24 protein-coding genes and 1 tRNA gene are annotated in these 25037 nt (G+C 67.2%); 21 read left to right on the plus strand and 4 right to left on the minus strand.

The window, feature by feature from the left end:
- Positions 1–45 precede the first annotated feature (45 nt).
- The 8 genes from JI739_RS04445 to JI739_RS04480 all read left to right on the plus strand — a co-directional run bounded on the left by JI739_RS04445 (position 46) and on the right by JI739_RS04480 (position 7557).
- Positions 46–1398 carry a TadA family conjugal transfer-associated ATPase gene (locus tag JI739_RS04445; protein WP_201683312.1) on the plus strand — a complete coding sequence of 451 codons (1353 nt, stop codon included), beginning with the start codon at positions 46–48 and terminating at the stop codon, positions 1396–1398.
- A gap of 11 nt (positions 1399–1409) precedes the next feature.
- Positions 1410–2390 (plus strand): type II secretion system F family protein, encoded by a 981-nt coding sequence (locus JI739_RS04450; RefSeq protein ID WP_201682609.1) that lies wholly within the window; start codon positions 1410–1412, stop codon positions 2388–2390.
- Between the two features lie 10 nt (positions 2391–2400).
- Positions 2401–3303, plus strand: a complete 903-nt coding sequence (locus JI739_RS04455; RefSeq protein WP_354003675.1) for a type II secretion system F family protein — start codon at positions 2401–2403, stop codon at positions 3301–3303.
- An 82-nt stretch (positions 3304–3385) separates the two neighbouring features.
- On the plus strand, positions 3386–4840 hold the full coding sequence (locus tag JI739_RS04460) for a hypothetical protein (protein ID WP_236589059.1): 1455 nt from the start codon (positions 3386–3388) through the stop codon (positions 4838–4840).
- Positions 4830–5618 (plus strand): class I SAM-dependent methyltransferase, encoded by a 789-nt coding sequence (locus tag JI739_RS04465; RefSeq protein WP_201682611.1) that lies wholly within the window; start codon positions 4830–4832, stop codon positions 5616–5618. The genes JI739_RS04460 and JI739_RS04465 overlap by 11 nt, the downstream gene beginning before the upstream one ends.
- Positions 5619–5620: 2 nt before the next feature.
- Entirely contained in the window at positions 5621–5953 is a 333-nt protein-coding gene (locus JI739_RS04470) for a DMT family transporter (RefSeq protein ID WP_201682612.1), read from the plus strand.
- Between the two features lie 40 nt (positions 5954–5993).
- Complete coding sequence (locus JI739_RS04475) at positions 5994–7181, plus strand: glycosyltransferase family 2 protein (protein ID WP_201682613.1); 1188 nt, start codon at positions 5994–5996, stop codon at positions 7179–7181.
- A 178-nt stretch (positions 7182–7359) separates the two neighbouring features.
- Positions 7360–7557 (plus strand): hypothetical protein, encoded by a 198-nt coding sequence (locus JI739_RS04480; RefSeq protein ID WP_201682614.1) that lies wholly within the window; start codon positions 7360–7362, stop codon positions 7555–7557.
- 46 nt (positions 7558–7603) lie between these two features.
- Here JI739_RS04480 and JI739_RS04485 read toward each other — a convergent pair whose 3' ends face one another.
- Complete coding sequence (locus JI739_RS04485; protein WP_201682615.1) at positions 7604–7918, minus strand: hypothetical protein; 315 nt, start codon at positions 7916–7918, stop codon at positions 7604–7606.
- A gap of 146 nt (positions 7919–8064) precedes the next feature.
- Complete coding sequence (gene polA / locus JI739_RS04490; RefSeq protein ID WP_201682616.1) at positions 8065–10884, minus strand: DNA polymerase I; 2820 nt, start codon at positions 10882–10884, stop codon at positions 8065–8067.
- Between the two features lie 87 nt (positions 10885–10971).
- On the opposite strand from polA, the gene JI739_RS04495 reads away from it, so the two are divergent.
- The 4 genes from JI739_RS04495 (at position 10972) to JI739_RS04510 (ending at position 13845) form a co-directional block, all read left to right on the plus strand.
- Positions 10972–11292 carry a hypothetical protein gene (locus JI739_RS04495; protein ID WP_201682617.1) on the plus strand — a complete coding sequence of 107 codons (321 nt, stop codon included), beginning with the start codon at positions 10972–10974 and terminating at the stop codon, positions 11290–11292.
- A 149-nt stretch (positions 11293–11441) separates the two neighbouring features.
- Positions 11442–12440, plus strand: a complete 999-nt coding sequence (locus JI739_RS04500; RefSeq protein WP_201682618.1) for a homoserine kinase — start codon at positions 11442–11444, stop codon at positions 12438–12440.
- Positions 12441–12447: 7 nt separating this feature from the next.
- Complete coding sequence (locus JI739_RS04505) at positions 12448–13209, plus strand: BPSS1780 family membrane protein (RefSeq protein ID WP_201682619.1); 762 nt, start codon at positions 12448–12450, stop codon at positions 13207–13209.
- A 105-nt stretch (positions 13210–13314) separates the two neighbouring features.
- The gene (locus JI739_RS04510; protein ID WP_201682620.1) at positions 13315–13845 is read left to right on the plus strand and encodes a hypothetical protein; all 531 of its coding nucleotides are present in this window, start codon (positions 13315–13317) and stop codon (positions 13843–13845) included.
- Positions 13846–13901: 56 nt separating this feature from the next.
- Here JI739_RS04510 and JI739_RS04515 read toward each other — a convergent pair whose 3' ends face one another.
- Positions 13902–16295: a UvrD-helicase domain-containing protein gene (locus JI739_RS04515; RefSeq protein ID WP_201682621.1), complete on the minus strand. Its 2394-nt coding sequence runs from the start codon at positions 16293–16295 to the stop codon at positions 13902–13904.
- A gap of 306 nt (positions 16296–16601) precedes the next feature.
- On the opposite strand from JI739_RS04515, the gene JI739_RS04520 reads away from it, so the two are divergent.
- Complete coding sequence (locus JI739_RS04520; RefSeq protein ID WP_201682622.1) at positions 16602–17579, plus strand: GMP reductase; 978 nt, start codon at positions 16602–16604, stop codon at positions 17577–17579.
- Positions 17580–17583: 4 nt separating this feature from the next.
- Here JI739_RS04520 and JI739_RS04525 read toward each other — a convergent pair whose 3' ends face one another.
- A complete protein-coding gene (locus JI739_RS04525) occupies positions 17584–18438 on the minus strand; it encodes an alpha/beta hydrolase (protein WP_201682623.1) in 855 nt (284 codons plus the stop codon).
- A 70-nt stretch (positions 18439–18508) separates the two neighbouring features.
- On the opposite strand from JI739_RS04525, the gene JI739_RS04530 reads away from it, so the two are divergent.
- The 8 genes from JI739_RS04530 (at position 18509) to tssE (ending at position 25036) form a co-directional block, all read left to right on the plus strand.
- Positions 18509–18584 (plus strand) — tRNA-Ala (locus JI739_RS04530).
- A 459-nt stretch (positions 18585–19043) separates the two neighbouring features.
- Positions 19044–20477, plus strand: a complete 1434-nt coding sequence (tssA, locus tag JI739_RS04535; protein WP_201682624.1) for a type VI secretion system protein TssA — start codon at positions 19044–19046, stop codon at positions 20475–20477.
- A gap of 42 nt (positions 20478–20519) precedes the next feature.
- Complete coding sequence (gene tssB, locus JI739_RS04540) at positions 20520–21068, plus strand: type VI secretion system contractile sheath small subunit (protein ID WP_201682625.1); 549 nt, start codon at positions 20520–20522, stop codon at positions 21066–21068.
- A gap of 21 nt (positions 21069–21089) precedes the next feature.
- On the plus strand, positions 21090–22583 hold the full coding sequence (gene tssC, locus JI739_RS04545; RefSeq protein ID WP_201682626.1) for a type VI secretion system contractile sheath large subunit: 1494 nt from the start codon (positions 21090–21092) through the stop codon (positions 22581–22583).
- A 98-nt stretch (positions 22584–22681) separates the two neighbouring features.
- Entirely contained in the window at positions 22682–23167 is a 486-nt protein-coding gene (locus JI739_RS04550) for an Hcp family type VI secretion system effector (protein ID WP_201682627.1), read from the plus strand.
- A gap of 39 nt (positions 23168–23206) precedes the next feature.
- On the plus strand, positions 23207–23695 hold the full coding sequence (locus JI739_RS04555) for an Hcp family type VI secretion system effector (protein WP_201682628.1): 489 nt from the start codon (positions 23207–23209) through the stop codon (positions 23693–23695).
- A gap of 14 nt (positions 23696–23709) precedes the next feature.
- Entirely contained in the window at positions 23710–24555 is an 846-nt protein-coding gene (locus tag JI739_RS04560; RefSeq protein WP_201682629.1) for a type VI secretion system accessory protein TagJ, read from the plus strand.
- Complete coding sequence (gene tssE / locus JI739_RS04565) at positions 24536–25036, plus strand: type VI secretion system baseplate subunit TssE (RefSeq protein WP_201682630.1); 501 nt, start codon at positions 24536–24538, stop codon at positions 25034–25036. Before JI739_RS04560 ends, tssE begins: the two co-directional genes overlap by 20 nt.
- Position 25037: the final 1 nt, after the last annotated feature.

The following is a 25037-nucleotide window of genomic DNA, read 5'->3' on the forward strand; positions in this document are numbered from 1 at the left end:
GTGATTCCCATTCAGACCAAGGAGCACCGCGACATCGAAGCCGCGATGGTCCTGCGTGCCCGGCTCAACGGCACGCCCGGAGAAGGTGCGCAGCGTTCCGCCCCCGCCACCGGGAATGCCGAAGCCTACAAATCACTCAAGGGCAGCATCCATTTGAAGCTGCTGGACAAGTTCGACCTTGCCGCCCTCGAATCGCTGTCGCCGGAAGCGCTGCGCCAGGAGATCGCGTCCATGGTCGAGCGCCTGCTCCAGGAGGAGACGGCCGTCATCAACGGCGCCGAGCGCAGCACCTTGATCCGCGACATCCAGCACGAAATGCTGGGCTTCGGCCCCTTGGAGCTGCTGATGGCCGACCCGGCGGTATCCGACATCCTGGTCAACTCCTGGCGGCAGATCTACGTGGAACGGCGTGGGCGCCTGGAGCTGACCCCGGTCACCTTCAGCGACGAGAAGCACCTGCTGCGAATCATCGACAAGATCGTCTCGCTGGTGGGCCGACGCATCGACGAATCCAGCCCCATGGTGGACGCCCGCCTGCCGGACGGCTCACGCGTCAACGCGGTGATTCCGCCGGTGGCCATCGACGGCCCGATGATGTCCATCCGGCGCTTCGCCAAGGTGCCGCTGAAGATGGAGAACCTGACGGGCGAACCGCTCAAGACCCTCACGCCCGAAATGGCCCTGCTGCTGCAGGGGCTGGTGAAAGCGAAGTTGAACGTGCTGATCTCCGGCGGCACCGGCGCCGGCAAGACCACGCTGCTGAACATCCTGTCCGGCTACATCCCGGAATACGAGCGGGTGGTGACCATCGAAGACGCCGCCGAACTGCAGATGCAGCAACCGCACGTGATCCGCATGGAAACCCGGCCCATGAACATCGAGGGCAAGGGTGAGATCAACCAGCGGGCGCTGGTTCGCAATGCCCTGCGCATGCGGCCGGACCGCATCATCATCGGCGAGGTGCGCGGCGCGGAAGCCTTCGACATGCTGCAGGCGATGAACACCGGCCACGAAGGCTCGCTCACCACCATCCACGCCAACACCCCGCGTGACGCGTTGGCCAGGCTCGAGAACATGGTGGGCATGGCCAACATGAGCCTGCCGCACAAGGCGGCTCGGCAGCAGATCTCGTCGGCGCTGAGCGTGATCGTGCAGGTGCTGCGGCTGGTCGATGGGCGGCGCAAGGTCACCAGCATCCAGGAGATCACCGGCATGGAAGGTGACGTGGTGACCACGCAGGAGATCTTCACCTTCAAGCAGGTCGGCATCGGCGCCGATGGCATCGTGCAGGGCCACTTCCAGGCCACGGGGATCCGGCCCAAGTTCTCGGACCGGCTGCGGGCGTTCGGCGTTCAGCTGCCGGAAGGCCTGTTCGACCCGGCTCGCCAATACCAGTGAGGGAGCCGGCCATGCAGATCTTCGGTGTCAATCAGTTCCTGGTGTTCCTGGTCCTGGCCTTCGTGACGGTGCTGCTGCTGCTGGAGGGGCTGTACCTGCTGTGGCTCGGCTGGCGTGGCCCCGAAGCCATGCGCATGAAAAGGCGCCTGGGCACGTTCACCACCGCCGCCACGCCCTTGTCGGTCCTGCGGCAACGGCTGGGGCGTGATGATTCGACGCTCGGCCGGGTGCTGGACAAGGTGCCGGGCCGCAACGGGCTTGAACACATGGTCATGCAGTCCGGCCTCGAGTGGCCCGTTTCAGGCGTGATCGTGGGCTGCATCGCACTGGGCTTGTTCGCGTTCGCGGGGCTGCTGGACGTGCATTTCCTCACCACCTGGATGGTCCTGCTGCTGGCGGTGGCCATCGGCCTGCTGCCCATCGGCTACGTCGCGATGCAGCGCAACCGGCGCATGGCCCGGCTGGGCCGCCAGCTACCCGATGCGCTGGACCTGATCACGCGGGCCTTGCGGGCCGGCCATGCGTTCACCGCGGGACTCAAGATGGCTGGCGACGAGATGCCACAACCCATCGCTGGCGAGTTGAAGGCCGTGCACGAGGAAATCAGCTTCGGCGTGTCGTTGCAGCAGGCGCTGACGCACCTGTGCGAGCGCGTCCCCCTGACCGACGTGCGCTACTTCACGGTGGCGGTCCTGATCCAGCGCGAATCGGGCGGCAACCTCACCGAGATCCTGACCGACCTGAGCGCCCTGATCCGGCAGCGCGCGAAGCTGATCGCGCGCGTGCGGGTGTTGTCCTCCGAAGGCCGGCTCTCCGCCTGGATCCTCGGCTTGATGCCCTTTGCGCTGGGCGGGGTGATGACCCTGCTGAATTACGACTTCATGAGCTTGCTGTGGACCGACCCCATCGGCGTGACCCTGATCCGGGTCATGCTGGCGCTGATGGTCATGGGCGCGTTCCTGCTGGCCAAGATTTCCAAGATCCGCGTCTGAGGAGACTGCCGTGCTGCTGCTTTCACTCCTGGTCTTCCTGTGCACCAGCCTGATTCTTGTTTCGGGGTACATGCTCTTCGCGCCCAACCGGTCCGATCAACGACTGCGTGAGCTCACCGGCGCTCAACGGGAGGCGGGATGGACCGAGGCCATGACGAAGGTCGCAGCCCCGCTGGCTCGCCTGTCGGTTCCAGAGGGATCGTGGGAGACCTCCCCGCTGCGCATCCGCTTCCTCAATGCCGGCATCCGGCGCGAGGACGCGCGCGTCATGTACTTTGCCGCCAAGACCGTGCTGCCCCTGGTGCTCGCGCTGCTGGTGTTCACGACCATGAGCGCCCTCGGCTTCGGCTACGACCTGCCGCTGCTGCTGAACGTGCTGCTGGCCGCGCTGGTCGGCTGCTACCTGCCAAACGGCATCCTGTCCGTCATGCGGCGCCGGCGCCAACGCGAGATCTTCGAGTCTTTTCCCGATGCCGCGGACCTGCTCCTGGTCTGTGTAGAGGCCGGCCTGGGCCTGGACTCCGCCATGGCCAAGGTGGCCGACGAGATACGCCGCAAGAGCCCGGCCCTCGCCGACGAACTGCACCTGACCAACCTCGAGTTGCGCGCCGGCGCCACGCGTGAACAGACCCTGCGCAACCTGGCGCTGCGAACCGGCGTCGAGGAAGTGGTGACCTTCGCCACCATGCTCACCCAGGCCGATAAGTTCGGCACCAGCATCGGCGACTCGCTGCGCGTGTTCTCGGACGACTTGCGCTACAAGCGCCAGGTCATGGCCGAGGAGCGCGCGGCCAAGATCCCCGTGAAGATGCTGTTTCCCCTGGTGCTGTTCATCTTCCCGTCGATCATCGCGGTGATCCTTGGACCGGCGGCGATCCAGATCATCCGCACGCTGATGCCGATGCTTCAATAGGAGAGCCCTTCCGATGGCACATGTCCAAGACTTGCCAGGTATCGCCGTACCGGCTTCGCGCCAACAAACGTGGCGGATGTCCGTGCCCTTCGTCGTGGGCATGTACGTCTACCTGGTCAGCCTGTACCAGGGGCTGGTGAGAAACCTCCTGCTGCGCGACGCCGACACGCTCTCGCACATTGGCGCCGGGCGCTGGATCATCGCCAACCTCGGGGTTCCCGATGGCGATCCCTTCTCGCACAGCAAGCCAGGGGCGTTCTGGGCGGCACACGAATGGCTTTCGCAGGTGTTGCTGGCTCTTGGACACGAGTTTGCTGGCTTCACCGGCGTGGTCGCGCTCACCGGCCTTGCCTTCGCCGTCGCGATCGCCATGCTCACGCGTGCGCTGATGGACCACTTCTCGCCCACCCGCAGCATCCTGTTCGCCGTCATCGCCGTGCTGATGACATCGGCGCACCTGCTTGCGCGGCCGCATATCCTGGCGATGCCCTTGCTGGTCCTGTGGACGATCAGCCTGGTTCGTGCGGGCGACAGCGGCCGGGCGCCATCGCTTTGGCTGCTGCCGGTGATGACCGTGTGGGCAAACATGCACGGCGGCTTTACCTTGGGGATCGTGCTGGCGTTCGCGTTCGCCGGCGAAGCCCTGTGGGCGGTTTGGCCGCAACGACGGTGGGCTGAATGGCTCAAGGGCTGGGGAGTTTTCCTGGGGGCCATGCTCATCGCAGCCGTGGTCACGCCGCAAGGGCCAAGTGGCATCCAGTTCACGTGGCAAGTACTCGTCGAGGACCAATACGCCCTGTCGCGCATAGGTGAGTGGGCCTCGCCCAACTTCCACGAGTTCCAGCCGCTGCTGCTCTGGCTTCTTGGAGGGCTGGCACTTGTCCTGCACCGGGGACTTCGGCTGCCGCCCTTTCGCCTGCTCATGGTGCTGGGACTGCTCTATCTCAGCCTCAAGCACATCCGCAATGTCGAGCTGCTCGGATTGCTGGTGCCGCTCATCGTGGCGAAATCCTTCGCAGCCCAGTGGCACAGGATGCCGACGGAAAACAGCCAGCCCGACGCTGTCCAACGCTGGTTGAACCGCCTCTCGGCCGACACGAGCAGGGTTGTCGTGGGCGCCTTTCTCGCGCTGGCGATGGCATCCGCCATCGTGATCGAACGCGTCCGCCCGATGTTGCCGCCGGCGGACCTGGCTCCCGTCAAGGCCTTCGAGGCAGCGAAGGCCGCGGGGCTGACCGGTCCGGTGCTCAACGCCTACTCCTGGGGCGGCTACCTGATCCTTCTTGGCGTTCCGGTGCATATCGATGGCCGTTCCGACATGTACCGCGATGACTTCATCCGCGAATACCTTGAAACGATCGAACTGCGACGGCTCGACACTGTCGAGCCTTATCTCGCGAAGTACCGCATCCAGTGGACGCTGTTGCCGCGTGACCTGCCCATCGTTTCAGCGCTCGATCAGATGCCCGGCTGGGAGCGCCTCTACAGCGACGACAGGACCGTGGTCCACCGGAGGAAGGTCGATCATGGTCGGTGAGCGCCTGTCCCCTGGTCGCTTGTACGCCTACAGCGACGACTTCTATGCTTACCAGCAGCGGGGTTCGCTGAGGTCCGCCAACGCCATCGTCCCGATGCTGGCCGTTCACCTGCGGCCTTCCAGCGTGCTCGACGTCGGCTGCGGCGCGGGCGCCTGGTGCCGCAGCTGGATCGACCACGGGGTCGCGGACACCGTGGGCGTCGACGGCAGCTATGTCGACCGCAGCAAGCTGCTGATGGACTGTCGCCGGTTCGTGGCCCGGGACGTCGGGGCGGATTTCCATCTGGGCCGGACCTTCGACCTGGCGCAATGCCTGGAGGTCGCCGAACACCTGAAGCCCGCGGCGAGTGAAACGCTTGTCGGCAACCTCGTGGCCCATGCTCCGATCGTTCTCTTCTCGGCGGCTCGGCCAGGCCAGGGCGGCGAGAACCACGTCAACGAGCGACCTTACGCCTACTGGCGCGACCGCTTCGGTGAACGCGGCTACCTGCTCTACGACTTTGTCCGACCGCAGCTGGCGGGTCGAAGGTTCGTGGAGCCGTGGTATCGCTTCAATACGCTGCTGTTCGTGCGGCAGGACCTGGCCAGCCGACTCCCGCCGTCGATCACCCGGACGCGGATCGACGACCGGTCGCCGGTGCCGGACCGCTCCCCTCTGCCCTACCGACTTCGCTGCGCCGCCATGTCCTTGCTTGCGCCGGATACCGTGACCCGGTTGGCAAAGGCCAAGCACCGCCTGCTCCTGCGTTCGCGCGCACTCTCGAGTCGCCAAGGCTGATCATGGAGCGCTCGACCCTCACCTTTGCCATCGCTGGCGCACTCCTGGCCGCACTGGGGCAGGTGAGCTTCAAGTGGGGCGCAACGGACCGCACGGCGCTGGTGGAGTTCGTCAATCCCTGGATCCTGGGTGGACTGCTTCTGTATCTGGGCGGCACCGTCGCCTGGATCCTTGCACTGTCGAAGACACCGCTCACGGTGCTCTATCCCTTCACCGCCCTCACGTATGTGCTGGTCTACCTCCTGGCTGTCACGCTGCTCGGAGAGGGGCTGTCGGTGCGGGGGTTGGGCGGTACCGTCCTGGTGTTGATGGGTCTGTTCCTGGTCGCCACGTAAGGCGGGGCACCAGGGCTGGCAGGTGGACTTGGGAGGTTTCATGCAAGTTGCGGACATCCATCCGAGCAAGCCGACGACGCTTTCCATCGTCGTCCCCTGCTTCAACGAAGAGGCCGTGCTCCACGCCACCTGGGACCGCCTGGCGGATCTTCTTCGACGGCTGGTGGCGGCCCAGAAGATCTCGGCCGACAGCGAGATCGTCTTCGTGGACGACGGAAGCAGCGATGCAACCTGGCGGCTCATCCAGACGTTGATCAGCCAGGGGCACCCGGTTTCGGGCATCAAGCTCAGTCGCAACTGCGGTCATCAGAACGCATTGCTCGCAGGCTTGTCCGAGGCGCGCGGTGACGCGGTGGTCACCATCGACGCGGACCTGCAGGACGACGAGTCATCGATCGAACAGATGGTGGACGCATTCCATGGAGGTTGCGAGGTGGTCTACGGCGTCCGCCGCCACCGGCATACCGACACCTGGTTCAAGCGCGGGACGGCGCGAGCCTTCTATCGCCTGATGGAGTGGCTCGGCGTGCGGACCGTGCCCGACCATGCCGACTACCGTCTCTTGAGCCGACGTGCGATTGAGCAACTGATGCAGTTCGACGAGGTGAACCTGTTCCTGCGCGGCGTCGTGCCGCTCCTGGGCTTGCGCAGCTCCATCGTGCGCTACGACAGGAAAGCGCGGACCGCCGGCGAATCGAAGTACCCCCTGCGCAAGATGCTGGAATTCGCGATCGATGGCATCACGTCTTTCTCGACTTCACCGCTGCGGTCAATCACGGTGGCGGGGATGCTGCTGTCTGTCGGCTGCCTCCTGACGGCGGGTTGGGCGGTCTTCGTGCGGTTCACCTCACCAGACGCGGTACCAGGCTGGACCTCCACCATTCTTCCCATCTTCCTGCTTGGCGGTGTTCAACTCTTCTGCTTCGGCGTGATCGGTGAATACGTGGGCAAGATCTATATGGAGAGCAAGCGGCGTCCGCGGTTCTTCATCGAGCAGTCCGACAGCGCTCACGCGGGGGGATCAAGCGCAATCCGTGGCAATGCCACCCACGCCACTTCGGCCACCATGCCGCACCGCGCCTACCGGCAGGCCATATCTTCCGCGGCGGCGGTTTCGTATCGCGCCACATCACCGCTTGACCGCGCCGCGGCGGTGAGGAGGTCACGTTCGAGAGCGAGCGACCGCGCGGCGGGCGTGCGAACCCGACATGGGCGGACCCCGTCTTGAACCGACGGTCGTCCCGGGAAGGTCCGCGCGGCACGGGACTGGCCTGACGAAGCAAGGCGCATGTCGGACACGCCACCTGGATCGGTACGTTTGTCATGGCCACAAAGTGACATCTCTTCCTGGCCAGCACGAGCAGGGCCGCACATGATGGGTTACACGCTGTCACAGGGAGATGCAAATGGAGCGATCGGTCCGACTAACTCGTCGCGCACAGCAAGGCGCCCAGATCATCGAATACTCCTTGTTGATCGCCCTGATATCGCTTGCCCTCGCGGCCGCGCTGGGCGAAGCGGTCAGCGGATTGCCGGACCAAATCTGCGGCGTGGCCGACCGGGTCTCGCTGCTGATGGGTGGTGACGGCGTGCCCTGCAATTAGGGTCCCGTCCCGCACGTTCGCTGCCACTCCGTTCACGAGCGAAGCATCACCTGGACCGTGGCGGAGCGCCCATCATCCGCTCCGCCCTGGCCCTGGCCCGGTTGGCCTGGGTCCATTCGTGCAGCCGGCCGAAATCGCCGCCAAAGCTGCGGTCCTGCAGCTGCCGGCTCACCGCAGCGCAGAAGGCCAGGATGTTCTCGTCCATGCGCCGCCCGGCGGCGTTGCCGGCCTCGTCGTCGAACAGACAGCTCCAGTAATTCTGTTGCAGCGACGAATCGGACACGCGTTGGAGCTCGATCTCCTGCGCGAGGCAAGCGGCGGAGAGCGCGCCTAACGCAAGGCCGACGATGGGAATTCTCATGGCGCCCTCCGGCACGGAATCGGAACGAGGACCCCACGCTAAGAACCCATTCTTAGCGGCTTCTTAGCTGCACAACCCGATACGTTGAAAGGATGCGCGTCACGCGCCGGCCGCGCGCCTGCCTGGAACCGCCCTTTGCGGAGCCGCTAATGCGCCTGGTCCCAGTTCGGCCCCACGCCAATCTCCGCCAGCAGCGGCACCCGCAGTTGCGCGATGCCCGCCATGAGCCGCGGGATCTCGTCCCTGGCCCAGCCCACTTCATCCTCGGGCACTTCGAACACCAGTTCGTCATGCACCTGCAGGATCATCTTCGTGCGCCGGCCCTGCTCGTCCAATGTCTGCTGCACCTTCACCATCGACAGCTTGATCAGGTCGGCCGCCGTGCCCTGCATGGGCGCGTTGATGGCGGCGCGCTCGGCGCCGCCGCGGCGCGGGCCATTGGGCGAGTTGATCTCGGGCAGGTACAGGCGCCGTCCGAAAACCGTCTCGACGTAGCCCCGGCTCTTGGCCGACAGGCGCGTTTCGTCCATGTACTGCTTCACGCCCGGGTATCGCTGGAAGTAGCGGTCGATGTAGCTCTTGGCCGCCGAGGTCTCGATGCCCAGGTTCCTGGCCAAGCCGAAGGCGCTCATGCCGTAGATGAGGCCGAAGTTGATGACCTTGGCGTAGCGGCGCTGCTCGTTGCTCACTTGCTCGGGCGCCAGGCCGAACACTTCGGCCGCCGTGGCGCGGTGCACGTCCATGCCTTCGGTGAAGGCGCGCAGCAGGGCCGGGTCTTCGCTGAGGTGGGCCATGATGCGCAGCTCGATCTGGCTGTAGTCCGCGCTGGCGATCAAGTGGCCCGGTGGCGCGATGAAGGCCTCGCGCACGCGCCGGCCTTCGGCGGTGCGGATCGGGATGTTCTGCAGGTTGGGCTCGTTGCTGGACAGGCGGCCCGTCACCGCCACGGCTTGCGCATACCGGGTGTGCACGCGGCCGGTGCTGGGCTGCGCCATCTGGGCCAGCTTGTCGGTGTAGGTGCCCTTGAGCTTGGCCAGGCTGCGGTGCTCGAGCACCTTGGCCGGCAGCGGGTAGTCCTCGGCCAGCTTTTCCAGCACCTCTTCGTCGGTGCTGGGCGCGCCGCTGGCGGTCTTCTTGACCACCGGCAGGCCCAGCTTGTTGAAGAAAATCTCGCCGATCTGCTTGGGGCTGCCCAGGTTGAAGGGCTGGCCCGCCAGGTCGTAGGCCTCGCGTTCGAGCTGCAACATGCGCTCGCCCAGCTCGCGGCTCTGGCGCGCGAGCATGGGGCCGTCGATCAGCACGCCGTTGCGCTCGATGCGGTACAGCGTTTCGCTGGTCTGCATCTCCAGGCCGTAGATGAAGCGCAGCTTGTTGTCCTTGAGCAGCCGGGGCCAGAGCACGCCGTGCACGTCCAGCGTCTGGTCCGCGTCCTCGCAGGAGTATTCGGCAGCCTTCTCGATGGGCACCTGCGTGAAGGGGATCTGGTGCGCGCCCTTGCCGGTGATCTGCTCGTAGTCGACGCCGGCGCGCCCCAGGTGGCGTTCGGCCAAACTGGCCAGGCCGTGCGGCTTGTGCACCTCGAGCACGTAGCTTTGCAGCATGGTGTCGTGCACGTGGCCGCGCACCTCGATGCCGTGGTTGGCGAACACGTGGCGGTCGAACTTGATGTGCTGGGCCAGCTTGCGACGCTCGGGGTTCTGCAGCCAGGGCTTGAGGCGTGCCAGCGCCTCGTCGCGCGGCAGCTGGGCCGGTGCGTCGGGGTAGCTGTGGGCCAGCGGCAGGTAGGCGGCCACGCCGGGTTCGGTGCTGAAGGACAGGCCGACCACCTGCGCCCGCATCTCGTCAAGCGAATCGGCCTCCAGGTCGAGGGCCACCAGGTCGCTGACCTCCAGGCGCGCCAGCAGCTCATCGAACTGCTCCCAGGTGAGCACGACGTGGTAGCTGAGGTTGGTGACGCGGGTGGGCAGCTGCGGCGGCTCGGGCTCGTCGGCCGGCGAGAACAGGTCGGGCGGCGCCGCCTGGGCCGCGCGCGCCTTCAAGGTCTCCGGCGGCACCTCGTGCTGCTCCAGCTGGCGCACCAGGCCCTTGAACCCATAGCGGTCGTAGAAGGTCTTGAGCTTCTCGGTGTCCTGCCCGTTGATGACGATGTCTTCCAGGTCCGGAAAGCCCGGCATGTGCTCGGCCAGTTCGCAGTTGGTGCGGATGGTGAGCAGCTCGCGACCGCGCGGCAGCCAGTCCAGCGCCTTGCGCAGGTGCTCGCCCACCACGCCCTTCACCTCGCCGGCGCGCGCAATCAGGGCATCGAGGGAGCCGTATTCCTTGAGCAGCTTGACCGCGGTCTTGGGCCCCACCTTCTCGACGCCGGGCACGTTGTCCACGGCATCGCCCACCAGCGTCTGGTAGTCGACCATCAGGCGCGGCGGCACGCCGAACTCGGCCTCGACCCCGGCGGCATCGCGGCGGCGGTCGGCCATGGTGTCGATCACGACGACGTGGTCGTTGACCAGCTGGCTCAGGTCCTTGTCGCCCGACGAGATGATGGTGCGCACGCCGTGCTCGGTGGCCACGCAGGCCAGCGTGCCGATGACGTCGTCGGCCTCGACGCCCGGCACGTAGAGCACCTTCCAGCCCAGCAGCCGCACCACTTCGTGGATGGGCTCGATCTGCGCGCGCAGGTCGTCAGGCATGGGCGTGCGCGTGGCCTTGTAGTCGGGGTAGAGGTCATCGCGGAAGGTCTTGCCGGGGGCATCGAAGACGCAGGCCGCATAGTCGGCGCGCACGTCCTTGCGCAGCTTCTGCAGCATGTTGATCATGCCGCGGATGGCCCCGGTGGCCGGGCTGTCGGGGTCGCCCGGCACGGCCCGCAGGTCGGGCATGGCGAAGTAGGCCCGGTAGAGATAGCTGGAGCCGTCGACCAGCAGCAGGGTCTTGGGCTCTTGGGTGTCGGGGGTCGGCAGCGCGGACATCCGGCGATTGTGCCCGCCGCATCACCGCAGCCGCTGGAGCCCTGACGCGCCGCTACCGTGGCCAGGCGGCCTCCTACAATCGGCCCCATGCGTTCCCCGCTTCTGTTCCTCGGCGCCGCCCTGTGCGCCACCTGCGTCACGGCCCAGGATGCCCAGGCGCCCCTCACGCGCGAACCGCTGGAAGGCCGCGCCAACCAGAAGATCGAGCGCATCCAGCACGAGGACGCCGGCAGCCGCATCGACGAGCTGCGTTACGGCGGCCGCACCGAGCGGGTGATCGTGCAGCCCAGCCGGGGCCCCGAGTACGAGGTGCGCTCCGAACCCGGCGCCGACACCCGGCCCAGCGACACCCGCGACGGCCCCTCCAGCCCGTCCGGTCGCCAGCGCTGGAACCTGTTTCGCTTCTGAGATGAAGGCTCCACCCCGATGCGCCTTCGGCGCCTCCCCCCCGAGGGGGCGCCACCAGCGGCCCGGCCAAGCCGGTTCCGCGGTGGCCCTGGCATTCGATCACTTCATTCCTCCAGCACGGCCGATTCGCCGCACTTTGGAAAGCTGAGATGGCGGTATTTACCGAAGTGTCCGCCGACGAGGCGGGTCACCTGCTGCGCGAGCTGCGACTGGGTGAGCTGCGCGAGCTGCGCGGCATCCAGGGCGGCATCGAGAACACCAACTACTTCGTCACCTCCGAGCGTGACGGGCAGCGACGCGAATGGGTGCTCACCCTGTTCGAGCGCCTCACGCCCGAGCAGCTGCCGTTCTACCTGTACCTGATGAAGCACCTGGCCCGGCGCGGCTTGCCGGTGCCGGATCCGCAGGGCGATGCGCGCGGCGACGTCCTGCACACGGTCTGCGGCAAGCCGGCGGCCCTGGTCGACCGGCTGCCCGGCCACAGCGAGCTGGCGCCCACCGCCACCCATTGCGCCCAGCTCGGTGACATGCTGGCGCGGCTGCACCTGGCGGCCCAGGACTTCGAGCGCCAGCAGCCCAACCTGCGCGGGCTGGCCTGGTGGAACGAGACCGTGCCGGTGGTGCTGCCCTACCTGGAGCCGGCGCAGGCCGCGCTGCTGCGCAGTGAACTGGCCTACCAGAACCACGTGGCGGCGGGCTCGGCCTACGCCGCGCTGCCCAAAGGCCCGGTGCATGCCGACCTGTTCCGCGACAACGTGCTGTTCGATGCGTCGTCCGCCGGCCCGACCCTCACCGGCCTGTTCGACTTCTATTTCGCCGGGGTCGACACCTGGCTGTTCGACCTGGCGGTCTGCCTGAACGATTGGTGCATCGACCTGGACACGGGCCGGCATGACGAACCACGAGCCCAGGCCCTGCTGCACGCGTACCAGGCGCGCCGGCCTTTCACCGCCGCCGAGCGGGCACTGCTGCCGGCCATGCTGCGTGCCGGCGCCCTGCGCTTCTGGATCTCTCGCCTGTGGGATTTCCACCTGCCGCGCGAGGCCAGCCTGCTCAAGCCGCACGATCCCGGCCACTTCGAACGCGTGCTGCGCGAACGCGTCGAGCATCCGTTGCGGGCCGACGCCCCGCCGACTCGGGTAAATTGACGCGCAGATGAAACTCAACATGGTGGCGCCGCGCACCGGCGTCGAATGGGTCAAGCTCGGCTTGCGGACCTTCTTCCGGCAACCCCTGGCGCTGGCCGGTCTGTTCTTCATGTACATGACCGCCGTGCTGGTGCTGTCGGCCATTCCCGTGATCGGCGCGATCATCGGAGGCATGCTGGTGCCCGCGGCCACGCTGGGCCTGATGGCCGCGTCGGCCGAGGCGAGCCGGGGCCGATTCCCCATGCCGTCGGTGCTGCTCAGCGCCTTCCGCGCCGGACGCCAGCGCGCGCGCGCCATGCTGGTGCTGGGGGCGATCTACACCACCGGCTCGATCATCGCCACCGGCCTGGCCACGCTGATCGCCGGTGCGCCGCAGGCCAGCCAGGCCGGCCAGTTCGACCCGGCGGTGCTGCTGGCCCTGCTGTTCCACGCCCCGCTTTTCCTGATGTTCTGGCACGCGCCGGCCCTGGTGCATTGGCACGGGGTGTCGCCGGCCAAGAGCCTGTTCTTCAGCGCCGTGGCGGTGCTGCGTAATTTCGGCGCGCATTTCGTGTTCGGCCTGGGCTGGCTGCTGCTGTTCCTGGCCACCGGATCGGTGTTCGGGCTGCTGGGTGGGGTGCTGGGCGGCCCGGCGCTGGCCCAGGCGATGATGATGCCCATGGCGCTGCTGCTGGCGGCGATGTTCTCCTGCTCCATTTACTTCAGCTTCAGGGACAGCTTCACCGGAGATGACGGATCGGTCCCCACGGAACCCGGGCCGGCCAATTGACGCCGCCGCATGAGTGTGTCATCTTCGGCGCGCCGGCGGAGTTGCTCAGGCCACCGCTCGGGCAGAATCCCTCTCGATTCCACCGACGCCAACGCTTGGCTGCCCATGGCCCACGATCCAGATAAGCCGACGACCGAATTCCTGTCCCTGCCCCGGTTCTCCGGGGATCGGGCGACGGTCCCCACGCCGATCGAGCTCGACTCGGCCACGGCCTGGGCCGAGTTCCAGCGCTTGAGTGGCCAGTCGGTCGACGACCCGGCGCCTGACTCCCCTGCGCCCGGGTTCGCCCCGACGGTCCCGGATACCTTGAGCAGCCCGACCGCGGCGGCCCCGCCGGCCGCCGCCCCGCCCCGGCTCACCGTGCAGGACGTCATGGTCGAGGCCCGCCGCTTCAATCGCGTGTGCCCCAAGCCGGCCGACTGGCAACGCCTTCACCAACTGCTTCCGGTCGACCGCTCCGGTCGACCGGCGCCGGCACCGGTATCCGGCGGCGCGTGGCAGGCCACGGGCGCCATGCCCAAGCGCATGCGGCTGCGCGACCAGGTGGAATGGGCCGAGGCGCACGGCGAGCTGAACGCGGTGATGGATTTCCTGAAGTCACTGTCCGAGGCGCAGTGGCACCACATGGACGAGTGACAGGGCCACGGGCCGGCCGACACACGGCGGACGGAATCCAGACCGTCCGCCGCAGCTCACTCCACCGGCACCAGCTTGGCCACGCTGAGCGCCAGCCACTTGACGCCGTGCCGCGGGAAATTCACCTGCGCGCGCGTGTCCTCGCCCGACCCCTCCAGCGTCTGCACCTTGCCTTCACCGAACTTGGTGTGGAAGACCTTCATGCCGGCCCGCAGCCCGTGCTCGGGCTGGGTCTTGCGCGGCGGCACGGGGGCGTTCCAGGGCGCATCGGCTTCGCGCTGGAAAGCGGGTTGCCGGGTCGTGGGATAGCCGCTGCCGAAGCCGAAGGCCGACCGAGCGCCGGCCCGGCCCTGGGGCGTGAGCCACTTCAGCGTGTGCTCGGGCAACTCGTCGAAGAAGCGGCTGCGCACGTTGTAGCGGGTCTGGCCGTGCAGCATGCGTGCCTGCGAGTGGCTCAGGTACAGCCGCTTGCGCGCGCGCGTGATGGCCACGTACATCAGGCGCCGTTCTTCCTCGACCCCGTCGCGGTCGGACATGGAGCGTTCGCTGGGGAACAGCCCTTCCTCCAGCCCGGTGACGAACACGCAATCGAACTCCAGTCCCTTGGCCGCGTGCACCGTCATGAGCTGCACCGCGTCCTGCCCGGCCTGCGCCTGGTTGTCGCCGGCTTCGAGCGCGGCGTGGGTCAGGAAGGCGGCGAGCGGCGAAAGGGTCTCGCCGGTCTCGGCATCGGGCGCCACGAAGTCGGGGGCGGGCTCGTCCAGCACGGGCTGGCGCGGGTCCAGCCCCTGGCTGGCCGGTGACTGCGTGAGCGTTTGCGGTCCGAGTTCGTCCACCGGCAGGGCCACCGCGTCACGCCCGAAGCCTTCCTGGGTGACGAAGCTCTCGGCGGCGTTGACCAGTTCTTCCAGGTTCTCGACGCGGTCGGCGCCGTCGCGCTCGGCCCGGTAGTGCTCGAGCAGGCCCGACTGCTCCAGCATCAGCTGGATGATCTCGCGCAGGGTGAGCCCCTCGGTCTGCTCGCGCAGCACGTCGATCCTGGCGACGAAGCCGCCCAGGTTGGCACCGGCCTTGCCCGTGGTGGCGCTCACCGCGTCGTGCAGCGAGCAGCCGGCCGCGCGAGCCGCGTCCTGCAACTGCTCGAGGCTGCGCGCGCCGATCCCACGCGGCGGAAAGTTCACCACCCGCAGGAAGGAGGTGTCGTCGCGAGGGTTCTCCAAGAGCCGCAGGTAGGCCAGCGCGTGCTTGATCTCGGCCCGCTCGAAGAAGCGCAGGCCGCCATACACCCGGTACGGCACGCCCACGTTGAAGAGGGCCGTCTCCAGCACCCGGCTCTGCGCGTTGTTGCGATACAGGATGGCGATTTCGTGGCGCGGCACGCCACCGGCCGTGCCTTCGCCGCGCACCAGGTGGCGGATCTCCTCGACCACCCACTGCGCCTCGGCCAGGTCGGTGGGTGCCTCGTACACCCGCACCGGCTCGCCCGGGCCCTGGTCGGTGCGCAGGTCCTTGCCCAGGCGGTGCTTGTTGTGGCTGATGAGGGTGTTGGCCGAATCGAGGATGTTGCTGAAGCTGCGGTAGTTCTGTTCGAGCTTGATCTGGCGGCGAACCGAGAACTCGCGCACGAAATCGGCCATGTTGCCCACCCGCGCGCCGCGGAAGGCGTAGATGCTCTGGTCGTCGTCGCCCACCGCGAACACTGCGTTCTGTTCGCCCGCGAACATCTTGATCCAGGCGTACTGCAGCTTGTTGGTGTCCTGGAACTCGTCGATCAGGATGTGCCGGAAACGCCGGCGGTAGTGCTCCCGCACAGGCTCGTGGTCCCGCAGCAGTTCGTAGCTGCGCAGCATGAGTTCGCCGAAGTCGACCACGCCCTCGCGCTGGCACTGCTCCTCGTAAAGCTGGTAGAGCTCGACCTTGCGCCGGTCGTCCTCGCTGCGGGCCGGCACGTCCTTGGGCCGCATGCCCTCTTCCTTGCAGCCGGCGATGTACCACTGCAGTTCCTTGGGCGGAAAACGCTCCTCGTCCACGTTGTGCTGCTTCACCAAGCGCTTGATCGCCGACAGCTGGTCCTGCGTGTCCAGGATCTGGAAGGCCTGCGGCAGGTTGGCCAGGCGGAAATGCGCACGCAGGAAGCGGTTGCACAGGCCGTGGAAGGTGCCGATCCACATGCCCCGCACGTTCACCGGCAGCATGGCGCCCAGCCGGGTCATCATTTCCTTGGCGGCCTTGTTGGTGAAGGTCACGGCCAGCACGCCGCCGGGGGTCACCTGCCCGCTGGCGAGCAGCCAGGCGATGCGGGTGGTCAGCACGCGGGTCTTGCCCGAGCCGGCGCCGGCCAGGATCAAGGCGTGCTCGGGCGGCAGCGTCACCGCCGCGCGCTGTTCGTCGTTCAGTTGCTGCAGCAGCGGGGAGGCACCGGGCGCCGCCGGCGGGTTCTCTTCATGCATGCGCCGATTGTAGGAAGCGGCCTCGTCCGCTGAAACAATCGGGATGGGTGGTGAGGGGCGGTCGAGGCGCGCCCGCGTCGACAGAACAGCACCGCTCGATTTCAGTGTTTCAGTGGACTCGCATGCACGTGCACGGCCGAGGGCCATACCGCGGCCCCGCGGCGGACGGCGGGGCCGCCGAAAGTACAATCAGCCACCGGGCCCAAGCATTGAGGTCCGGTTTCTTTTGGGGCCGATCCAGCGCCCCGGCCGGGCCGACGTCCAAGCGCTCTTCCTGTTCTGCAAACAGTCTTCCGGAGCCTGGTCATGGAAATCTTCGACTACGACAACATCCTCCTGCTGCCGCGCAAGTGCCGCGTGGAAAGCCGTTCCGAGTGCGACACCAGCGTCGAACTGGGCGGGCGCAGCTTCCGCATCCCGGTGGTCCCCGCCAATATGAAGACGGTGGTGGACGAGAACATTTGCGCATGGATGGCGCGCAACGGCTACTTCTACGTGATGCACCGGTTCGACCTGGACAACGTCGCCTTCGTGCGCCGCATGCGCGAAGCGGGCGCATTCGCATCGATCTCGCTGGGCGTGAAGCAGCCCGACTACGACACCGTGGACCGGCTCGCCGCCGAAGGCCTGGCACCCGAGTACGTGACCATCGACATCGCGCACGGCCACGCCGACACGGTGCAGCGCATGATCGCCCACCTCAAGGGCAAGCTGCCCTCCACCTTCGTGATCGCCGGCAACGTGGGCACGCCCGAGGCCATCATCGACCTGGAGAACTGGGGCGCCGACGCGACCAAGGTGGGCATCGGCCCGGGCAAGGTCTGCATCACGCGCATGAAGACCGGCTTCGGTACCGGCGGCTGGCAGCTGTCGGCGCTCAAGTGGTGCGCCCGCGTGGCCACCAAGCCCATCATCGCCGACGGCGGCATCCGCGAGCACGGGGACATCGCCAAGAGCATCCGCTTCGGCGCCACCATGGTCATGATCGGCTCCATGCTGGCTGGCCACGAAGAGTCGCCGGGGCAGACGGTCGAAGTCGACGGGCGCCTGTACAAGGAGTACTACGGCAGCGCCTCGGACTTCAACAAGGGCGAGTACAAGCACGTCGAGGGCAAGCGCATCCTCGAACCGGTAAAGGGCAAGCTGGCCGACACCCTGCGCGAGATGCAGGAAGACGTGCAAAGCTCGGTCAGCTATTCGGGCGGCCGCAAGCTCATGGACATCCGCAAGGTCAACTACGTGATCCTGGGCGGCGACAACGCCGGCGAACACCTGCTGATGTAGGGCGCTACGTTTCCAGCAAGGACCGGGCGAGGCGGTGCAGCCGCTGGTCCGGCTGCACCAGGGCATCCAGCACGTCGAAATGGTTGAGTCGGGGCAGCACCTCGCACACGGGCACGCGCTCGCGCCCCCAGGCTTGGCGGATCAACTCGTTGTGCCGCAGGAATTCCATGCTCTCGCGCCCACCCACCAGGCTGAACAGGGTCCCGGCCGGCGGCGCCGGCAGGCGGGCCGGGCTGGCCTGCTCCACCTGCTCCGGCGTGAGGCGCAGCACCTTCTGAAAGGAAGGCGCATGGCGGAACGGCTCGAGGTCGAACAGCCCCGAGATCGAGAGCGCCCTCGCCACCAGTGACGGCGGCAAGCCGGGATCGAAGGCAGGCCAGTTGCATGCCAGCAGCATCGCTGCCAGGTGTCCGCCCGCCGAGTGGCCGGCTACCACGATGCGCTCGGGGTCGCCTCCATGCTCGGCGATATGGCGCCAGGTCCAGGCCACGGCCCGCACCATCTGCATCACGATCTGCGCAATGGTGACGGCGGGGCACAACCCATAGTTGGGGACCACCACGCAGGCGCCGGCCTGGGTGAACGCGGGTGCGATGAACGAGTGGTCGGCCTTGTCCATGGATCGCCAGTAGCCGCCGTGGATGAACACCAGCACGGGCGCCAGCAGGCCATCGGCGGCGGGAAACACATCGAGCCGCTCCGCCGGCGAGTCGCCATAGGGGATGTCGAGCACCGCATCGAACTTCTTCCGAACCTGCGCCGATTCGGCGGCCCAGCGCGAGAAGTACTCGCCGTGATCGGGCACGCGAGCGCGGTTGTCGTACTGGCTGTCGAGCCACTGCGGATCGTTGAGCTTCATGCGTGCACCCTATCAAGCGGCCGGACCGGCTGGAAGCCCCGATCTTCGCAGTACAATGGCGCTCGCTCGTGGGGGGGTAGCTCAGCTGGGAGAGCGTCGCGTTCGCAATGCGAAGGTCGGGAGTTCGATCCTCCTCCTCTCCACCACCGAGTTTCAAAGGCCTTGTTCCACAAGGCCTTTTTCTTTGGCCGGCGGGCACTTCGATCGGAATCGAAGTGCGCATCCAACTTGCCGTCTCCTTGCGTCAAGCCCGACGCGAATCGATGGCTCCCATGACAAGGCAACCAGCCGGGCTGGCCCGAACGGTGGATGGCGGCCGCCTGCCGCTCCCGTACGGTTGGGGCGATGTCTGCGGATGACCGTCATTGCCTGGGAACGCCACGCACGCGCGGGCGCACGGTGCTTGCCATGCCTGGCTTCGCGAACGCCGCCTCCGGATGGACGCTGCCTCGCCTCGAGTCCGGCGGTCGCTACACCCGGAGCTATGGCACTGGCGCCCGGTTCTTGCACTGGCTCCAGGCGAGGCACGGCGGACGAGCACTGGATGAGCTGGCCCTGGACGCGCTCCGGGCCGGGCACGTGGGTGATACGGAGATCAACCCGCCATGAACGCCGCGCAAGCCACACCGGTCCACGCGCCCCGTCCGCCTGCGGCAACCGGCCACGCCAGGACATTCCGGCAAACGAACGGCTCAGTCACTCGCCGGCGTATTGATCTTGAATTCAGATCGAACAGTTCTCTGGACAAGGCCTTTCGCAACGCAGTCTCAGCCGTGCGCGACCCCATTGCATGGCCGTCCTTCAAAGTGCTTGCTGGCGGTTTGCCGAATACCTATCATGCCCCCGACCAAGAGGTTCAGGATGTACGCAGTCGATCCCTTGTTCCACAGGCGCTCCCCGGAGCGGGCACTCGATGGAGTGCCGTGCTTGTCGATCATCGTTCGTTGATCGGAAAGCAGGACCCGATGGACGAGGATCTCAAGCCGCTCGTCGATAGTCTTCTGCAACCCCTACCCGGCACCGGCGGTCCCTGCGGACCCGACCTGGAACTGGAGCCGGATTTCCAGCAGCTCGAACGCGCCGCCCAGGGCAAGCCCGAAACGCAGTTCTCGGAAGCGGTCCCACCCAATTGGAAAGACGTGCAGCAGCGCGCCGAATCCGTGCTGGCCCGCAGCCGCGACCTGCGTGCCGCCGTACTCTGGGTGCGCGCCGTCGTGAGCCAGCAGGGATTCCCGGCCCTCGAGCCCGGGCTCGCCCTGGTCGAGGGGCTGCTCGGTCGGTTCTGGGATCACCTGCACCCGCTTCCCGACGACGGCGATCCATACGCGCGCATGAACGCGCTGGCACTCCTGGCCGAGCCGGGCGCGCTGCTGGGGGACCTCCGGCGCAGCACCTTCTTCAACCTGCCCGGCATCGGCGAGTTGCGCACGCGCGATATCGAGGTCGGCTTGCGGCTGATGCCGCCTCGCACCGGAGAAGCGCCGCTTGCGCGGGAGCAGCTGTCGGACATGCTGCGCGACGCCACCGGTGCCCAGCCGTCCCTGCGCGAGGCCTCGCGCGGTGCACTGGCCCGCCTGCAGGCCATCGCCGGCATGGCGGCTTCACACGCCACGGCCGATACGCCGCCACCGGACTGGAAGGCGCTGCAGAAGCTGTTGGAAGGCACCGAAAGCCTGATGCCGCAGGAGCCCAGCTTGCCGGCCGGCACGCTGCCCGCCGACAGTGGCCAGGAACAGGCTCAGGCACATGCAGCGGCATTCGATGGCGCCCCATCTGCCGGCGCGTCGCGCCTTGCGTCCGGCGTGCGGTCCCGCGAAGACGCGGTGCGCGCGATCGACATGATCTGCGACTACCTGGAGCGCGCGGAACCCACGAACCCCGCCCCGCTCTTCCTGCGCCGCGCGCGCCGTCTGATCAGCCATTCCTTCCTGCAACTGGTCAAGGAGCTCGCGCCTGAGGCCTTGCCCGAGGTCGCGCGGGTGGTCGGCGTGAACCCGGATTCGGTGAGCATCGACGATGGGAGCGAGTCCCGTGCCTGAGGCCACCCCCGCATCGATTTGTCTGACCCCCTGGAGCCCCTCATGAGCAGCAGCCAGAAATTCATAGCCCGCAACCGGGCTCCCCGCGTGCAGATCGAATACGAGGTCGAGGTCTACGGCGCGCAGAAGAAGATCCAGTTGCCCTTCGTGATGGGCGTCATGTCCGACCTGTCCGGCAAGCCCGCCGAGGCCTTGCCGCCCGTGTCGGATCGCAAGTTCCTCGAGATCGACGTCGACAACTTCGATTCGCGCATGAAGGCGATGAAGCCGCGGGTGGCCTTCCAGGTGCCCAACTCGCTGACCGGCGAAGGCAACATTGCCGTGGACATCACCTTCGAGAGCATGGACGACTTCTCGCCGGCCGCCGTCGCCCGCAAGGTCGATTCCCTGAGCAAGCTGCTCGAAGCGCGGCAGCAACTCTCCAACCTCGTGACCTACATGGACGGGCGCACGGGTGCCGAGGAGCTGCTGGCCAAGCTGCTGGCCGACCCCACCCTCCTCGGCAGCCTGGCTGCCTCGGCCAAGCCGGCGGAAGCCGGCAACCCCGGCGATGCGGGCGAGACGCCCCAGCAGCCGCCCGCCAAGACTTGATCGAGCGACCGGAGACGACACATGGCCGAAGCCCAGACCAGCTCTTCATCCCTGCCCGGCGTCAGCCTGGAGGGCAATGACCTGTCCGCCTTGCTGCAGCGCGAGTTCAAGCCCAAGACGGAGGAAGCCAGGAGCGCCGTCGAACAGGCCGTTCAGACGCTCGCGCAACAGGCGCTGTCGCAGACCCAGCTGATCAGCGGCGACGTGACGCGAACCATCGAAGGCATGATCGCGGCCATCGATCGCAAGCTCTCCGAGCAGGTCAACGCGATCATCCACCACCCGGATTTCCAGAAGCTCGAAGGCGCGTGGCGGGGCCTGCACCACCTCGTCAACAACACCGAGACCGACGAGATGCTGCGCATCCGCGTGATGAACATCTCCAAGCAGGAACTGCAGAAGACGCTCAAGCGGTTCAAGGGCGCCAACTGGGACCAGAGCCCGCTGTTCAAGCGCATCTACAACGAGGAATACAGCATGTTCGGCGGCCATCCGTACGGCTGCCTGGTGGGCGACTACCACTTCGACCACACCGCCCCCGACGTTGAACTGCTCGGCGAGATCGCCAAGATCGCAGCAGCCGCCCACGCACCCTTCATTGCCGCCGCCTCCCCCACGGCGATGCAGATGGAATCGTGGCAGGAGCTCGCCAACCCCAGGGACCTGACCAAGATCTTCGGCACCCCGGAGTACGCCGCATGGCGCAGCCTGCGCGAATCCGAGGACAGCAAGTACATCGGCCTGACCATGCCGCGTTTCCTGGCACGTGCGCCGTACGGCGCGCGCACCAACCCCGTGGAAGGCTTCAACTTCGAGGAAGAGACGGGTTCGGCCGATCACACCAAGTACGTGTGGGCCAACTCCGCGTATGCGATGGCGGTCAACATCAACCGGTCGTTCAAGCAGTACGGCTGGTGCACGCGCATCCGCGGCATCGAGTCGGGCGGCGCGGTGACCAACCTGCCCACGCACACCTTCCCCACCGACGACGGCGGCGTCGACATGAAGTGCCCCACCGAGATCGCCATCGACGACCGGCGCGAGGCCGAACTGGCGGGCAACGGGTTCATGCCGCTGCTGCACCGGAAGAACAGCGATTTCGCGGCCTTCATCGGCGCGCAGTCGCTGCACAAGCCGGCCGAGTACGAGGACCCCGACGCCACCGCCAATGCCAGGCTGTCCGCACGCCTGCACTACATGTTCCCGACGTGCCGGTTCGCGCACTACCTGAAGTGCATCGTGCGCGACAAGATCGGCTCGTTCAAGGAACGCGACGACATGCAGCGCTGGCTGCACGACTGGGTGCACCAGTACGTCCACGGCGATCCGGCGCATGCCGGCGACGAAGCCAAGGCGCAGCGCCCGCTGGCCGGGGCCGAGGTGGTAGTCGAGGAGGTGGAAGGCAATCCCGGCTACTACAACTCGAAGTTCTTCCTTCGACCCCATTACCAACTGGAAGGCCTCACGGTGTCACTCCGGCTCGTCTCCAAGCTGCCTTCGGTGAAGGCAGCCTGAGCCTCCCCATGCGCGATCGATGTCCCCCTCCACCGACTGCTGAGGGGGCCGCGGCCCTGCCGCGCTGACCAGCAGCCGAAACCACGAAGGAGTTGAAAGTGGCCGTTGACATGTTTCTGAAGATCGAAGGCATCGAGGGTGAGTCCGCCGACAAGGACCACTCCAAGAGCATCGACGTCCTGGCCTGGAGCTGGGGCCTGAGCAATAGCGGAAGCGCGCACGTGGGCGGCGGGTCGGGGGCGGGCAAGGTCAACGTGCAGGACCTCTCGTTCACCAAGTACATCGACAAGGCCAGCACGGCGCTCATGCTGCACGCGAGCAATGGCAAGCACGTCGACAAGGCCACGCTGACGGTGCGCAAGGCCGGCGGGGACAAGCCCGTGGAGTACCTGAAGATCATCATGGAGCAGGTGATGGTCACCTCCCTGAGCACCGGTGGCTCGGGCGGCGAAGACCGCCTGACCGAGAACGTCACGCTCAACTTCGCGAAGGTGAAGGTCGAATACAACCCGCAGAGCAAGGCTGGCGCGGGCTCGGGCGCCACGACCTACGGCTGGGACATCGCTGCCAACACCAAGGTCTGACCGCGCTCCGGCGAGGTGCTAGCAACCAGAGGAGAGGCCATGGCCAGGGACATCGTGCACCTGAAGGTGGAGGGCACCCGCGGCGCCGTCAAGGGCGAGTCCGTGGCGGCCGGTCACGTGGGCGAGATCGATGTCCATTCGTTCGGCTGGAAGATGCGCTCGCCACGCGATGTGGTCACGAAGGCCGCCGCGGCCCGCGTCGACTACGGCGACCTGGTGATCGAAAAGCACATCGATGCGGCCTCGACCGCGCTCATGTCCATGCTGGCCACCAACGAGCTGGTCCGCAAAGCCGTGCTGAGCGTGCGGCGCCAGGGCGTGGATGCCGAGGACTACCTCACGCTCACGCTCACCAAGGCCCATGTCACCGGCTACCAGCTGCAGCAATCGGACAGCGGCGAAGACCGGATGGTCGAGCAGATCACCCTGGCCTACGAATCCGTCGAGGTGAGCTATGCCGGACAGGAGGTGGGCGGCGCGCGCAAGGGCGCGACGCACTTCCACGGCATCGCTGCCGCCTCCTCCTGAGCCCGGAGCACGCCATGAGCACAGACACCGACATCGCTGCCGACGCCCTCCAGGCGATACGGGCGGGCGAGCTTCGCCGGGCCCTGGAGCTGCTGCAGGAGCACGTGCGGCGGCAGCCTTCGGACGCCCGCCTGCGCACTTTCCTGTTCCAGCTGCTCGCGGTGCGGGGCGAGTGGGACCGCGCCCTGCGTCAACTGGGCATGGCCGGCGAACTCGACCCCAGCGCGCAGCCGATGGTGCAGACCTACGAGGGTGCGATCCGGTGCGAGCCGCTGCGGGAACAGGTGTTCGCCGGCAAGAAGGTGCCCTTGCTGCTGGGTGAGCCGGAACCCTGGACCGCCCTGCTGCTCGAGGCCCTGCTGCAGGAGGGCCAGGGCGACAGCGCGGCCGGCGCCGGGCTGCGGGCGCGGGCCCTGGACGAGGCGCCCGTGAGCGCCGGAACCGCCAATGGCGAGGCCTTCGAGTGGCTGGCCGACGCCGACACCCGCATCGGGCCGGTGCTCGAGGCCGTGATGCAGGGCCGCTACTACTGGGTGCCGTTCACGCGCATCGCACGCATCTCGCTCGACCCGCCGGTGGACCTGCGCGACGTGGTCTGGATGCCGGCGCACTTGCAGTTCAGCAATGGCGGCGAAAGCGTGGCCCTGCTGCCGACCCGTTATGCGGGCACGCCCCTCGACCAGGACGCGTTCGCGCTGTCCCGGCGCACGGACTGGGCCGAACCCGAACCCGGCCGCTTCGTCGGGCAGGGGCAGCGGATCCTTGCCACGCCGTCCACCGAGTACCCCCTGATGGACCTGCGGGAAGTCGTCTTCGACCTTCCTGCGGCCGGACCCGACGATGAACACGCCCAGGATTAGGGACCGGCTGCAGCCCGCCCTGCTCGATCGCCTGCGGGACGACGAACCCGGGCTGCGCGAAGAGCCGCTGGAGCGCCGCGTCCTGTCCCGGGCCCAGCTGCGCGAGGCGGTGCTGCGGGACCTGCGCTGGCTGCTCAACGCGACGCGCGCCACGGATGACACCGAAGGCCTGTCCCAGGCCAGGCGCTCGGTCCTGTTCTACGGGCTGCCGGCCTGGTCGGGCTTCACCGCGTCCTCGCTGGAGATCCCGCAGATGGAAGAGGCGATCCGGCAAGCGCTGCTGGAGCACGAACCACGCATGCTGCCTCATACCGTGCAGGTCGAGGCCCTGCTGTCCGACGAGCCCATGGACTGGCACAACCAGCTCAGCTTCCGCATCAGCGCGCAGATGTGGGCCCAGCCCGTGCCCCTCGAATTGCTGCTGCAGACCGACCTCGACCTGGAGACCGGCGAGTTCGAGGTCCGCGACCTCGCCCGCTGAC

It is taken from the genome of Ramlibacter aurantiacus (genome assembly GCF_016722895.1).
GTDB lineage: Bacteria > Pseudomonadota > Gammaproteobacteria > Burkholderiales > Burkholderiaceae_C > Ramlibacter > Ramlibacter aurantiacus.

What these genes read in the sequence shown, in the direction of transcription:
- JI739_RS04445 (WP_201683312.1), top strand. Translation starts at nt 46, where the DNA reads ATGGTCCTGCGTGCCCGGCTCAACGGCACGCCCGGAGAAGGTGCGCAG.
- JI739_RS04450 (WP_201682609.1), top strand. Translation starts at nt 1,410, where the DNA reads ATGCAGATCTTCGGTGTCAATCAGTTCCTGGTGTTCCTGGTCCTGGCC.
- JI739_RS04465 (WP_201682611.1), top strand. Translation starts at nt 4,830, where the DNA reads ATGGTCGGTGAGCGCCTGTCCCCTGGTCGCTTGTACGCCTACAGCGAC.
- JI739_RS04470 (WP_201682612.1), top strand. Translation starts at nt 5,621, where the DNA reads ATGGAGCGCTCGACCCTCACCTTTGCCATCGCTGGCGCACTCCTGGCC.
- JI739_RS04475 (WP_201682613.1), top strand. Translation starts at nt 5,994, where the DNA reads ATGCAAGTTGCGGACATCCATCCGAGCAAGCCGACGACGCTTTCCATC.
- JI739_RS04480 (WP_201682614.1), top strand. Translation starts at nt 7,360, where the DNA reads ATGGAGCGATCGGTCCGACTAACTCGTCGCGCACAGCAAGGCGCCCAG.
- JI739_RS04485 (WP_201682615.1), bottom strand. Translation starts at nt 7,918, where the DNA reads ATGAGAATTCCCATCGTCGGCCTTGCGTTAGGCGCGCTCTCCGCCGCT.
- polA (WP_201682616.1), bottom strand. Translation starts at nt 10,884, where the DNA reads ATGTCCGCGCTGCCGACCCCCGACACCCAAGAGCCCAAGACCCTGCTG.
- JI739_RS04495 (WP_201682617.1), top strand. Translation starts at nt 10,972, where the DNA reads ATGCGTTCCCCGCTTCTGTTCCTCGGCGCCGCCCTGTGCGCCACCTGC.
- JI739_RS04500 (WP_201682618.1), top strand. Translation starts at nt 11,442, where the DNA reads ATGGCGGTATTTACCGAAGTGTCCGCCGACGAGGCGGGTCACCTGCTG.
- JI739_RS04505 (WP_201682619.1), top strand. Translation starts at nt 12,448, where the DNA reads ATGAAACTCAACATGGTGGCGCCGCGCACCGGCGTCGAATGGGTCAAG.
- JI739_RS04510 (WP_201682620.1), top strand. Translation starts at nt 13,315, where the DNA reads ATGGCCCACGATCCAGATAAGCCGACGACCGAATTCCTGTCCCTGCCC.
- JI739_RS04515 (WP_201682621.1), bottom strand. Translation starts at nt 16,295, where the DNA reads ATGCATGAAGAGAACCCGCCGGCGGCGCCCGGTGCCTCCCCGCTGCTG.
- JI739_RS04520 (WP_201682622.1), top strand. Translation starts at nt 16,602, where the DNA reads ATGGAAATCTTCGACTACGACAACATCCTCCTGCTGCCGCGCAAGTGC.
- JI739_RS04525 (WP_201682623.1), bottom strand. Translation starts at nt 18,438, where the DNA reads ATGAAGCTCAACGATCCGCAGTGGCTCGACAGCCAGTACGACAACCGC.
- tssA (WP_201682624.1), top strand. Translation starts at nt 19,044, where the DNA reads ATGAACGCCGCGCAAGCCACACCGGTCCACGCGCCCCGTCCGCCTGCG.
- tssB (WP_201682625.1), top strand. Translation starts at nt 20,520, where the DNA reads ATGAGCAGCAGCCAGAAATTCATAGCCCGCAACCGGGCTCCCCGCGTG.
- tssC (WP_201682626.1), top strand. Translation starts at nt 21,090, where the DNA reads ATGGCCGAAGCCCAGACCAGCTCTTCATCCCTGCCCGGCGTCAGCCTG.
- JI739_RS04555 (WP_201682628.1), top strand. Translation starts at nt 23,207, where the DNA reads ATGGCCAGGGACATCGTGCACCTGAAGGTGGAGGGCACCCGCGGCGCC.
- JI739_RS04560 (WP_201682629.1), top strand. Translation starts at nt 23,710, where the DNA reads ATGAGCACAGACACCGACATCGCTGCCGACGCCCTCCAGGCGATACGG.
- tssE (WP_201682630.1), top strand. Translation starts at nt 24,536, where the DNA reads ATGAACACGCCCAGGATTAGGGACCGGCTGCAGCCCGCCCTGCTCGAT.